The organism is Proteus sp. HMSC14B05 (assembly GCF_001808035.1).
Classification (GTDB): domain Bacteria; phylum Pseudomonadota; class Gammaproteobacteria; order Enterobacterales; family Enterobacteriaceae; genus Proteus; species Proteus mirabilis.
Genome location: NZ_KV791984.1, coordinates 1 through 13,158 on the forward strand (window position 1 = coordinate 1; position 13,158 = coordinate 13,158).

Genomic DNA, 13,158 nt, shown 5'->3' on the forward strand with positions numbered 1-13,158 from the left:
GTTGCGCCTTGTGTTCACAAGCACCCTACTTTAAGTATTCATATCACTTACATTCAATACTAGTGTTTTATATTAAAATTTCTCATAAATGCATATTAATGTAATGGTTGTTAGAGACAAACAGGTGAGCTAATAAATTATTGTCTATTCTATTTATAAGATGGTAAGAAAGAATAGGACGATAGCATTATGAAAATATCACATTTCTATCGATGGATAGTATTCATCATACTCACAATATTGGCGCTTTACTTTACTGTACTCGGAGGGTATTTAGTTTCATTAGCAGGATCGCCTTTTTATCTCTTTACCGGTGTCATGCTTCTTATTATTGCAGCTTGCTTTCTAAGTCGAAAGAAAAGCACCCTATTACTCTTTAACTTTCTATTTTTAATAACGATTGTCTGGAGTATCTGGGAGTCAGGATTTGATTTTTGGGCACTCGCTCCTCGCTTAGATATTATTTTTATTCTAGGCTTACTCCTTATTCCTTTCACACTCAATAATAATGTTTACACTTGTCGTACCAATAAAATTGGCTTATTCACACTATTAGCCACAACACTTATCATTATATTAGGTAGTTCACTAACCGATCCTCATGCCATTAATGGTCAATTTACACAACAACAGCCCACCAACTCTATATCTCCTATCGGAGTAAATGATAATGACTGGCCCGCTTATGGCAGAACGCAAGCCGGAATACGCTATTCACCATTAACTCAAATCAACAGTGATAATGTTGATAAGTTAGTTGAGAAATGGACTTTTCATACCGGTGATGAAAAAAGGGCTAATGATGCCGTTGAGATAACCAACGAAGTTACGCCTATAAAAATTGAAGATAATCTCTTTCTATGTACACCTCACCAATATTTAATTAGCTTAGATCCCGCAACAGGTAAAGAGAAGTGGCGTTTTGATTCTAAATTGCAATATAACAAAAGCTTCCAGCATATGACTTGCCGAGGTGTTGCCTATTATAATCAAAATAATAGTGCCGAATTTGCCAAAAGCCTCGACGTTCGCCAACCAAGCATATCAGATGAATGTCCTGAAAAAGTCTTTCTTCCAGTCAATGATGGCCGCCTAATCGCAGTTAATGCGCAGACGGGTAATGCATGCCGTGATTTTGGTCAGAATGGAGAAATCAATCTGTTAGCTTCTATGCCTTATGCTTATTTGGGTGGATATAACCCAACATCTCCCCCAATCGTCACCGGTAATACTATTATCATTGGTGGCTCTGTTACTGATAACTTATCAACTCAAGAGCCTTCTGGTGTGATCCGTGGCTATGATGTTAATAGCGGAAAATTAATATGGGTATTTGATACTGGCGCAGAAGATCCCAATGTGATGCCAGGTAAAGAGACTCAATTTGTTCATAACTCCCCTAATGCATGGGCGCCTTTAGCTTATGATGCACAAACGGATGTGGTCTATATTCCGACAGGAGTAGGTACACCCGATATTTGGGGAGGCGATCGTCATCCATTAAAAGAGCGTTACGCTAATTCAGTTTTAGCACTAAAAGGGTCGACAGGCGAGCTATTGTGGCATTTCCAAACCACCCATCATGATTTATGGGATATGGATGTTCCTTCGCAACCATCACTGGTTGATATCAAAACTGATAAAAATGAAACAATACCTGCCATTTATATCGTCACGAAAACAGGGAATGTGTTTGTTCTTGATAGAAGAGACGGTACACCTATTGTTCCCGTAACAGAAAAACCGGTCCCTACTAGTGTCAAATATGGTCCACAAACACAAGGTGAGCATTACTCACCCACTCAGCCTTTTTCAGCACTTAATTTAGCACCAAAAAATAAGTTGCAAGGTTCAGATATGTGGGGTGGCACAATGGCAGACCAGCTGTTATGTCGTATCGCTTTCCATCAGTTTAATTATGAGGGAATTTATACACCGCCATCAGAAAACGGTACGCTTGTTTTTCCTGGTAACCTCGGTATTTTTGAATGGGGCGGTATTTCTGTTAATCAAGATAGACAAGTCGCGGTAATGAACTTTATTACCTTGCCTTTTATCTCAAAACTTTATTTAAAAGATCCTCAAGACAGTCAAGCAATTGACGCAGGCCACGGAGAGCAAGGTTTACAACCCATGACGGGAACACCTTATAGTGTTGATATTCATCCATTCTTATCACCACTAGGATTACCTTGTAAACAACCCCCTTGGGGATTTGTTGCTGGTGTTGATTTAACAAAAAATGAGCTTGTTTGGCAACAACGATTTGGCACCATTAGGGATAGTTTGCCTAATTTAGTGGAATTACCACCATTAAAAATTGGTGTTCCTGGGCTAGGAGGCGCTATCTCAACCGCAGGTAATGTGATGTTTGTTGCTGCTTCTCAGGATAATTATATTCGAGCATTTAATGTGACGAATGGCAAAATGTTATGGGAAGCACGATTACCCGCAGGTGGACAAGCAACGCCAATGACCTACTCTATTGGAGGCAAGCAATATGTGGTCATTATGGCCGGCGGACATGGTTCATTTGGTACTAAAATGGGCGATAGCTTAGTGGCCTATGGGTTACCTGATAATTTATAGCTTTAAATTATCAATAATATCAGGCGATTGTTATTTTCAATCGCCTTTTTATTATTTGCTAACACTCACAACCTAGCTTAATCAACTAATACCCGTTGATTGGTTGCTCCCCATAAAATTGACATTTCGGTAAACAATGCACCACTGATATCTTCAATTTCTTCTGCGGTAATTTCGCTATTACCTTGTTTGCCAAAAAATACAACTTCATCACCTGGTTTGATATTGTTAAGACTGGTAATATCAACCATAACGGTATTCATTGATGTTTTTCCTAAAACAGGTACGCGTTGCCCAGCAATTAATGCATGCCCCGCATTACTAAAAACGCGACGATAACCATCTGCATAACCTACAGGAATATTAGCTAGTACTGAGTCACGTTTTAATGTGTAAGTACGATCATAGCCAACCGTATTACCTTTAGGATAATAATTGATTGAAGCAATGTTGGATTTAAAGGTCATCACACGTTTATAGTCTGTACTCGCAATGGTATCACCATAAAAAATACCTCCCACACGTACCATATCCAGCCATGACTCAGGCACGGTAATTGTCGCAAAGGTATTTGCCATATGTAATGTGACATTGTTACGCTCTAATCCCATCACCTCTAACACTTGCTGAGATTGTTGCTTAAAACGAGCCAGATCTTCCCTTACTTTATTAGCATCTTCTTCGGGATAATGAGACATAATACCAACCACTTTTAGGTTAGCTAATTGAGAAATTTGTTTTGCTTTTTCAAGCCCAGATTTATTATCGACCTCTAAACCATTACGAGACATGCCACCTGAATTTAATGCTAAATGAATAGGAATGACTTTATTTTGTTGCTTGGCAATAGCATCTAATCTTTTTGCCATATCAAGATCACCAATTAACTCTTCTACGTTATAGCTGGTTGCCTGTGCCATTTCTTGTTCTGTCGCATTACGCACTCGCATTAAACGGCCTTTAAATCCTAAATCACGTACTTCTTTTAATTCTTGGTTATTTGTTACACCAATACATTGCACATTATTTTCTATCATAATTGGGGCAACTAACGATAAATCATGCCCATAAGCATCTCCTTTTAACACAGCACAAAGAGAGGATTGCTTACCTAATAATGATTGGACTTTTTTTACATTAAAGTCGAGTGCGCTTCGTGAAATTTCAATCCATGAATTATTGACAATAGCAGGCTGAACTTGAGCCACTTGAGTTGCTGGTGGATTATAATTTACAGGCTGTTGGCAAGCAGTAATAACGAAAAGTGGTAATAACGCAAGATATCGAATAGCTAAAGGCATCTTCTTTCTTCCTTAGTGATTATGATGTTAAACCTATTTTTATAATTAATTAGGCACAAAAATATACACATTATGAATATTCACTTAGGATAATAGCATTATTATTCAGATAATAAATATAAAAATTCATCTCTGCATAAATACCAAGTAAGAGAGAAGACTTGATGATAATTTATCCCCGTATACACGGGGAACACTAATGAAGCAAAAGAAAACGGAATTAAAGTCACGGTTCATCCCCGTATACACGGGGAACACAGGTTCTCTTCTGCATCGGTACCCCCATGTGCCGGTTCATCCCCGTATACACGGGGAACACGGGATAAGGAACATCAGACAACAGCATCAGGCCGGTTCATCCCCGTATACACGGGGAACACAGTATCCAGAAAAACCTGAGCAATCACTCACTCGGTTCATCCCCGTATACACGGGGAACACTCTCAATTCCCCTTTGTCTAAATGGTCTAAAGCGGTTCATCCCCGTATACACGGGGAACACTCTAATTATATTCACTTGATTTTATTAAATAAAAAAATATATTTATTTCTACCGAAGATTATACATCTTCTTTATATGGCTTAAATAACACTAATCTCAAGCCATCAAAATCAATAGGCTCTCGTCGATTCTCACCATAGGTTTGAAAATCAAAACCTGACTCAGTATTAGTTCCCCATGCCATAACGACATTACCATCTTCAGCAAACTCATTAATTTGTTGCCAAATCATTTCTCTTATTCGAGCTGAAACATTACCAACATATACACCCGCTCTCACTTCTAATAGCCACACAGCAAGTCGCCCTCTTAATCGAGGAGGAACAGCTTCAGTTACAACAACAATCATGCTCATTACTATTTTTCTCTATGACCTTCATCGCCAAAAGGGTGAGCTTGAGGAATTGCAGGGGGTTGAGCATCAATAGGTGGTTCAGGTGGAGTAATTTCTCCCGCAGAAAGAACTTCTTCAATTAAAGGGATAAGTTTATTGAGTGTTTGATACTTACGAAACGCTTCTCTACAAGCAATACGAACTTCTCTATCAGGCGCAATTGCTTTATATGATGCAACCTTAAAAGCCACTGGAACAACAGTGTCAAATTTTATGATATCCGCAATATCATAAACAAAAGAAAGTGGCTTTCCTGTATGCACAAAACCAATTGCGGGTGCATAACCTGCTGCTAAAATTGCAGCTTCAGTGACACCATATAAACAGGCTGTCGCAGCGCTAATACAGCGGTTAATAATATCTCTGGCTTCCCAATCTTTTGGATCGTAGCGTCGTCCTTTCCAATCAATTTTAAATTTCTTAGCTAACATTTGATATTGTTTTCTAACTCTAGCTCCTTCGATTCCACGTAATTGATCCACACTTCTTTTTAAAGGAGCCGATTCACCAAATCTGAGTTCGAACATTTTGCGAACAACTTTCAAACGCAAATCATTATCAAGTGCTAATTTTGCTTGATACAATAACTTATCTGATCGGGCACCTCCCGGTTGCCCAACAGAATAAAGCCTCACACCTGCTTCACCAACCCATATTAGTAATGTTCCTACGGTTGCTGCTAATTTAACTGCAGCATGACTAATACGTGTTCCAGGTTCCAATAAAATACATGCTAAGGATCCTACAGGAATAAGCATTCTTTCACCGTTAATTTCATCAATAACAACAAAAGCGCCATCTTTTACATCAATTCGTCCCATTCCAATAAATATCATTGAGTGTCGATCTTTAATTGGAATCGGTCTTAAAGGAATGAAGGCCATTTAAATATTCCTGATAAGCATCAATCCACAACCAAACGCTTTTGCTCTGCCAAACCCTTGCTGATATTGTTGCCAAAATAAATGAGGTTCTTCGATTGTTAGAACACCTTGATAATCAACAGAAGAAAAAGACATTATTTTTCCTGAAGGCTTTTTAATACGCTCAGGTGTATAAGCTTTAATATCAGGTAACTGAGTTAATGAAATACCCCATTTATTTAAACGATCATCAGAACTAATCCAATTTAATGCAGCTTGTTGCATTAAATGATGAATATCATCATGACTGTAATCTTTTCCATCAAGTTGAGCTTGTTTTTTAGCATGCATAAGAACATCATGACGATGCCGTTTTCCTTCTTTATCAGTAATACAAACCGTTGGATTTGCTCTTAATGAAAAGGCTAATTTCATTTTTTTAACTAATTTGGGTAAAAAAGGTTTAGTTTCTATTTTAAAAAAATTATTCTTAGTAGTTGGAGCTATAGAAGAAAGAATATAAAAAATAGGTTTACCATTTTTTCCTATTTCTAATCGATACAAAAATGAGCGTTCTTTTTCTTCAGTAAACAACCGCCATAATAACTGATGAATTGTATATCCGTCCGGCAACTTATTCGCTAATAGTGAGTGTAAATAATCAGCAGAATAGTCTATTGAGATCCTTGATAAATACATTATTCACTCTCCCTTTTTACACTCATTTGATACATTTTACGTTGACGAAATTGCCAATGCTGTCTATTTATCGGATCATCCCAAGGGTACAATGTCATAATATTTTCTCCCTTGATATCTTGATAATTTCCTTCCCAAAAATACGTTACCCACCCATCTGAATGAAACCAATAACTATCTGCTTTATCCGATGTTGTTATATAAGGAAATTGAGTATCCAATGCCTCTTTTAATTGCTCTACTTCTACAATTTTAGGCATCATTGGTAAAGAGAGGGGGCAAGATTTACGCCCTAAACTCAGTATATAAACAGGTTTTAATAATGCATTTTTTAGTTGTTCAAGCGTATATTGAGAATGTCCCGTTAATTTAATCGCAATGATCCATATCGCATCACATCGATAATCTCGGCTAGATAAAATAGTATTTTGATCTTTTTCAGCTAATTCACTACGTCGAGTTGGGTGTGTAATATTTTTACGTTTAGAGGGAACTTGTGTCGTATGAAAGTCTCTTAACAACATACTTGGTACAAGTTGTTTTGTTGCAACTAAAACACTTTGTTGCAATTGAAGTAGTTTACTTTCATCTTTTCGATTAATGCCTAATGATGCACTCAGTAAGCCTAAAATAGCTGAACGTGAAGGAGCTATCCCTGTTTGTCTATCACCGCCTACTGCTGGCAATCCCCAACTAGCAAGCGGACCATAAAGACGAAAAACGAGATATTGGGCCATAATATCTCCTCATTACTCTGCAACAAATTGTAATAATCCAGAAAGGGAACCTTCCCCTTGTACTGCATTAAGTTGATAGCGAGACTCTGCACAAGTACCATAAACTTTGTCAAAATTCTCCATTCTAAACTTTAATGCATTAATAGCCGCATTTTCCATATCTTCATCATCAATTGGTTTTAGAAATGCAACAGATAAAGAGCGTGGCTGATAACTTCCTTTTTCTGCCAAAACATAGCTAGCATAAGCACGAGAAGCAAAGCTATTTTGTTTACCTGTTGGAGAAACTTTAATCGCAACTTCAGTTAATGCTTGAATTGCTTTATTTGCCAGCTCTTCATTACCGTCTAAAGACTCAATTAATTGCGTTTTATTAATACAGATATAACTATAAAAAAGAGCAGCAGCAAATCCTGCTTCACCAATATGTGCTGAGCCAGTATCTGTTTCACCATTATTTAAATCATCGACAGCCGTAAAATAATCATCTTCAATAACAGTACTATGAACACTAATAGCATGAGCAACTTGGCAAGCAGCTTCAATATTATATTTCGGTGCTGAAGCTAACATTCTACCAAACAACGCAATATCTACTGAGGTATTTATTGTTTTTAAACTCTCTAATTCTTGCTTTGTTGGCTCTCTTTGCTCTTTTATAAGTAAATTAATTAAATCAAATGCCAAAGATTTCTCTAAATGGCTAATATGAACAAGTTGTTCTGTTTCAATAGAATCTTTCTTTATTTTTCCATATTGTTCTATAATTAACTCAACCCAATTTTTGGCATTTTTTTCAGAAACCCCACCTTCAATTAATGCATCGTAAAGCTGTAAACCAAATTTTTTAGTACGAATACCAATATTACCAGAAAGGGCAATATTAAATAACTCTGATGTCCGCCAATGACGTTTCAAACTTTGAGAACTTATTCTTAAACGTTCAAATCCTCCCATTATCGCTGTTTTTGGTCGTCCTAAATCATCACGATTTAAATTAGAAGGAGCATAAGAAGTTAAAATATGTAATTGAATAAATTGACTCATTTTTTATTCCTTATTAAATAGTTAAAATAGTTAAATGGCAGCCTGATAATATTTCATTGCCCACTCAATAATAATTTGTTTATTTTTTTGTATAGAACTAAAGCGCTGTTTTTCTAAAACCCACTTTTCAATATCTTTACACATTGATAAGACAGATGATTTCCCTTTAATCTGAATTAAAATTCTCCTTAAACGCCGAATAAACTCATCATAAGTACGCGAAGATTGTAGTTGTAAAAAACGGGATTCACTGATACAAGATTTTTTACTCTCATCTTTTTCACCTGCAATAGTAGCAAAGTGTTTTTCACTATCCTGCGTAATATAAACTAATATAGCTACTATTTTTGCCCAACGCTCAATATCTTCCGTTGTAGCATTATTAATAAGGTCCACAGGAAAACTCAACCATAAAGCACGAAACCCTTCGGTTAACATAATAGCAGTAATAGAATCACAACGTTTCAATTCAGATTTATAACGATTCGGTGCTGGTAAAATACCTTTTTTACTTAATTCATTTGGTGATAAAAATAGACTTTCCCACCAACGTAATACATTAATTTTTAATTCTGGATAATTATATAAAGTAATATTTTTTGATTTATAAGATCCCATATTGTTCTCCATTTTCCTTAGTAATTTTAAAGTCTTCAGTAAACTTCTTTATTCTTTTATTACTATAAAGATCTTTAATTAAACCATTTCTTGCTTTAATACACCCACTAACTGATTTTTGTGTTCCTAATGCTGATAAAGCATATTCATCAAAAATAGAAATACTTATTTTTCTAATAGAGTTTAACCATTTTTTGGCTTGTTCATGGGTTAGAAAATCATTTTTTTGTATTTGAACGATAATGTTTTGTACCACTTCAAAGAATATATTTTCACTTCTTTGCCAAAAAGTTAAATCAATAAAACTAATATCGCCCTTCATATCCTTAGGACTACTAAACCACGCTTTTTTCACCTGTTCTTTTACACTTTTTAAGCAATCTATAGTTAATTTTTGGATAATTTTTATTTCATTAATAATTTTATTATTATACTCATCTTTTACATGGAAAATAGGCATTTCTAAATTATACCATCCACGTGGTTTCATATTATCCATATCATAACCAAAAATAAGTAATCTAGGCTTTCTTGTGAATTCTAATAATTGATATAGCTTTAAGTAATGACTGACAACAGTAGCGCTTTTTTGTCCATTTTCATTACTTGATAAAAATAATCGATCCCACAAATTATAGTGAATACCTCCTTGTCTTCCTTTAATAGAATTAGGAAACATTTCTGGCTTTTTAGGATCCCAATAATATGGCGTTAATGGATGTAACCAACCTTCTTGATAGTCTAATCCATAATTTTTAGTAACATAATATCTAACTGAAAAATTACTTTTCATATCACTAATTTGACAAGTGACAGATTTATTTTCTACTTTTAATCTTATTCTACGAGGCATTGCCCAGTACATATAAAGGGGATGTACATCATCAGGTGAAACTTTTTCACCTTTTCCTTCTTTTAAATTTAGCGGTATTAACCAAGGAAAAACACTACCATCATCAAAATTTGGTTCATCATATTCCCAAAATTCTCTATTAATTACATTAAGCCATAATTTTTGCCATAATGTTGAATTTTCTTCTGCGGGATAAACTAATGTTGTTAAAGGTCCACCTCCTCTTAGACTGACTAGATGACCTTTGCCACCACTAGGGGCATTTATTTGTAAGGTAAATAAAGCTAACACAGCCATCTCTAATGACATTACATCAGCAATACCTTGTTTAATAAAATGGTCTGTATTTTGCTTTATTCCATTTTCACCAGGAGCATCTATTAGCAACTGAGCTATAGGAATATTTTTTTGCTCTTCTAAAGTTGAAAAATCCTGCATAAATAAAGGGCCATCACCCATTATATTAAAAGCATGTGCAACTTTATCAAATGCAGATTGTAATTTTTTACTTGAAGGTGGTGTTTCAAAATATTCTTCCCATTCATCTTCATCCTCTGGTGCAAATATCGTTTGTAATAACCCTATTGCAAATTGATAAGCAGCACCTTTAAAATCGGCTCTATTTAATGAGAAATCAATAATATCAGGATGTGAAATAGCTGATATTGGAAGTGTTTTAATCTCGCCATCACGAAAACGAAAAGGCAACCAAGGTTGATTAATAATATTCATGACAATTCCTGTCTTTCACAAAAACCGATTAAATGATCATATTGATAATAGTGATCTTCATCTGGTATCCACAATTGTAAATATCGTGCCTGTGGATATTGCTTATTAATTGTATCAATTACCTCTTGGGGTACTGATACTAATTTATCAGCATATTTCTTTTTAGAAATCTTAACTGTACTTAAAGCAATAGAAAAATGAGAATCTTCTATCCAAGGAACATAATTATCTTTTATTTTTTTTAATAAAAGAATATTAACCATTTCTATATCACTATATCTAGTACTAATATCATAGTGATCTTCTGTCCAAAATTCTGAACTTTCTTCACTATAGCCTTTATTTATCTTTAATAATTGAATTTTTGCTTTTGATACTCTGGCTTTTTTTTCACCTATATCATTATTTTCTTTTTGTATTAAAGATTGAGGAATTTCATTGTAAGCATTATCACTATAGACGGATTCAATTAACTGTCTCGCATCTTTTGGCATATTAATTTCACCTAATCGAGTTAAACTTCTTAATGTTAGCCATAAACGACCAGGTGAACGATAAACTGTTTCTGTTGATGAAAATTGTTCTGTTAACCAACAGCTTGATGGGGTCTCTATAAATAAAGGAGCATGTACATATAAAATAGGAGGTCGACGTTTATCAATCGTTTCTGATGTGTAATCCCCATATTTTGTTCGTGTATGTCGATGTAATCGTCCTGAGCGTTGAATAAGATCATCAATAGGACAAATATCTGAAATCATGATATCAGCATCAGCATCTAAACTTTCTTGAAAAACTTGAGTAGCAATTAATACAGTGCCTTTTCTTTGTTGAGCGGTACTATTTTTTCCAAAATACTTTAATACTTGCTCTTCTCGTATCTTCCTATCTTTTAAATTAAATCTACTGTGAAATAATAAACAATTATTATCTTTAGATAATCTTTTTTTTATATCATAATATGATTTTATCGCATCATTAACCGTATTCCTTATCCAAACCACACAATTTCCATTATTTATAGCACTAATAATAATATCAATACATTGATCTTCTTTATTTATTATTTCAACTTTAACTTTTCTACTTACTTGATTCCTACTTTTTAATGGATATTCTTTTTTTATAACTTTTGGAAAACAAGTTAGATGTGTTGCCAATGGAAAGCTTTTTGATTCTATTTCAGGAGATATTTGATTAAACGCATTAAACCAACCATCTATTATTCTTTTTCTTTGTTTAAGTGATAATGTTGCTGTTAATAAAATAACTGAACCACCTTGATGTAAATGTGTTGATAATAGTTTTTCTATTATTTCAAACATAAATTCATCAGCTGAATGGATTTCATCAAAAATAATAATTTTTCTATTTAGTCCTAATAATCTTAAAGATTGGTGTCTTCTTGGTAACATAGATAATAATGCCTGATCCAAGGTTCCAACCCCTATAGTTGCTAATAATGCTTTCTTTCTTGAGTCTGATAACCATTGATAACATTGTGCAGATGCGGTGTTATCACTAATATTATATCGCTCGTTACCATCTCTAATTATTTTAGTAAACTGTTCATTCATATTACTAGCACTGTGTGCAAGCACAATACTTGGTACTTCATTTTTTTCATCGAATATCTTTTTATAGTGATTAATTATCCTTAAAAACATTGCATTAGATGTAGCTTGTGTAGGTAACCCGAAGTAAAAACCATCAGCTGCATCAACTTCCATAAGTCGATGAGCAAGTGTTAATGCAGCCTCTGTTTTTCCAGAACCTGTAGTATCTTCTAATATAAACAATTGAGGGTGTTCATTAATTGTAACTTTTTCAGCCCATTGTTGTAATGGTGTAGGTTTATAACCAAAATGGTATTCAACAGAAATAAAAGGTGATATTTGATAATTTCGATTAAAACCACTTGATAATACAGCTTTTTTTGCTCTATTTAAGGCTAAAGACCAATATTCAGATAACGGTATTTTTTTCTTATAATAAGGAAAATAATCTCTATTTGAACCGATCCAATCTGAAAGTGTTACCATCCCGGCAAGAAGCCATGATATTTGTTTTAATCTTTCTTTCCATCCTTTATCATAAAAATTTTCTACAGAAAGTTTGGGAGAAAATAATTTTAATATATCAAGAGTAAAATCAATAGCAGCTTTATCATTATCTTTATGAATATAGTTCTCTATAGACTCATCAATATTATTCTTATTAATAGGTTTTCCATGATGCCCTAATGCTGTTTCAAAAATAATCCAAAAACCATCAGATATTTTTCTTTCTTTATAATCAGCGTTAGATATTATTATTGATGAAAAAATAGTATTTTTTATTTTTCTCCAAAAGTAATAACCTAAACGATCATGGCGATAATTATTTCCATCATAGGAAAACCTACTTTCAGGCACTTTTAATTTATCTATTATATTTGGATTAATATATTGAAATGAAGAAGAAAACTTGCCAATATCGTGAAGAGAAAGCAATAATAAAAACAGTTTAGAAAATTCTTTTGGGTGTATTTGTAAAAAAGTAGAAATATCTTTTATAATTTTTGAGTTTTCTGGAAACAATATCATACCTACAGCAGCCACGTCCAAACTATGATATGGAAGCAAATGATAGTATTCATGATTATTTTCTGATTTAAACTTGCCCCAGTAGCTATAATAATCTTTATCCATTTTGCTTAACTCGTTCTCTTACCACAGGAAGATATTACAATTAATAGCTATTTTTTTCTCTAAATAATGTTTAAAAAGAGATCTACTTCTTATTAAACTTTATCAAAGCTTCATATATGTTGCTATTTTACAA

The 13,158-nt window shown here is 34.1% G+C and carries 10 protein-coding genes and 1 CRISPR repeat array; of the genes, 1 reads left to right on the forward strand and 9 read right to left on the reverse strand.

From position 1 onward, the window contains the following. Positions 1 to 189: 189 nt before the first annotated feature. Positions 190 to 2,589 (forward strand): membrane-bound PQQ-dependent dehydrogenase, glucose/quinate/shikimate family, encoded by a 2,400-nt coding sequence (locus HMPREF3129_RS06935; RefSeq protein WP_036918632.1) that lies wholly within the window; start codon positions 190 to 192, stop codon positions 2,587 to 2,589. Between the two features lie 77 nt (positions 2,590 to 2,666). Here the strand turns inward: HMPREF3129_RS06935 and alr are convergent, their stop codons facing one another. From alr to HMPREF3129_RS06980, 9 genes are all read right to left on the reverse strand, one after another. Then, entirely contained in the window at positions 2,667 to 3,890 is a 1,224-nt protein-coding gene (gene alr / locus HMPREF3129_RS06940; RefSeq protein WP_036918635.1) for an alanine racemase, read from the reverse strand. 168 nt (positions 3,891 to 4,058) lie between these two features. Further along, a CRISPR array of direct repeats spans positions 4,059 to 4,392; the repeat unit is 29 nt; unit sequence CGGTTCATCCCCGTATACACGGGGAACAC. 58 nt (positions 4,393 to 4,450) lie between these two features. After that, positions 4,451 to 4,747, reverse strand: coding sequence for a type I-E CRISPR-associated endoribonuclease Cas2e (cas2e, locus tag HMPREF3129_RS06945; RefSeq protein ID WP_017627993.1), 297 nt, complete (start codon positions 4,745 to 4,747; stop codon positions 4,451 to 4,453). Between the two features lie 2 nt (positions 4,748 to 4,749). Beyond that, positions 4,750 to 5,670, reverse strand: coding sequence for a type I-E CRISPR-associated endonuclease Cas1e (cas1e, locus tag HMPREF3129_RS06950; protein ID WP_036918638.1), 921 nt, complete (start codon positions 5,668 to 5,670; stop codon positions 4,750 to 4,752). After that, entirely contained in the window at positions 5,671 to 6,348 is a 678-nt protein-coding gene (gene cas6e / locus HMPREF3129_RS06955; protein ID WP_036918640.1) for a type I-E CRISPR-associated protein Cas6/Cse3/CasE, read from the reverse strand. Further along, positions 6,348 to 7,085 (reverse strand): type I-E CRISPR-associated protein Cas5/CasD, encoded by a 738-nt coding sequence (cas5e, locus tag HMPREF3129_RS06960; protein WP_036918643.1) that lies wholly within the window; start codon positions 7,083 to 7,085, stop codon positions 6,348 to 6,350. Before cas5e ends, cas6e begins: the two co-directional genes overlap by 1 nt. Positions 7,086 to 7,097: 12 nt before the next feature. Next, positions 7,098 to 8,132 carry a type I-E CRISPR-associated protein Cas7/Cse4/CasC gene (gene cas7e / locus HMPREF3129_RS06965; protein ID WP_036918645.1) on the reverse strand — a complete coding sequence of 345 codons (1,035 nt, stop codon included), beginning with the start codon at positions 8,130 to 8,132 and terminating at the stop codon, positions 7,098 to 7,100. A gap of 30 nt (positions 8,133 to 8,162) precedes the next feature. Next, a complete protein-coding gene (casB, locus tag HMPREF3129_RS06970) occupies positions 8,163 to 8,750 on the reverse strand; it encodes a type I-E CRISPR-associated protein Cse2/CasB (protein ID WP_070486902.1) in 588 nt (195 codons plus the stop codon). Continuing rightward, the gene (gene casA, locus HMPREF3129_RS06975; RefSeq protein WP_036918648.1) at positions 8,737 to 10,335 is read right to left on the reverse strand and encodes a type I-E CRISPR-associated protein Cse1/CasA; all 1,599 of its coding nucleotides are present in this window, start codon (positions 10,333 to 10,335) and stop codon (positions 8,737 to 8,739) included. The genes casB and casA overlap by 14 nt, the downstream gene beginning before the upstream one ends. Further along, entirely contained in the window at positions 10,332 to 13,025 is a 2,694-nt protein-coding gene (locus HMPREF3129_RS06980; protein WP_036918650.1) for a CRISPR-associated helicase/endonuclease Cas3, read from the reverse strand. Before HMPREF3129_RS06980 ends, casA begins: the two co-directional genes overlap by 4 nt. Between the last annotated feature and the right edge of the window lie 133 nt (positions 13,026 to 13,158).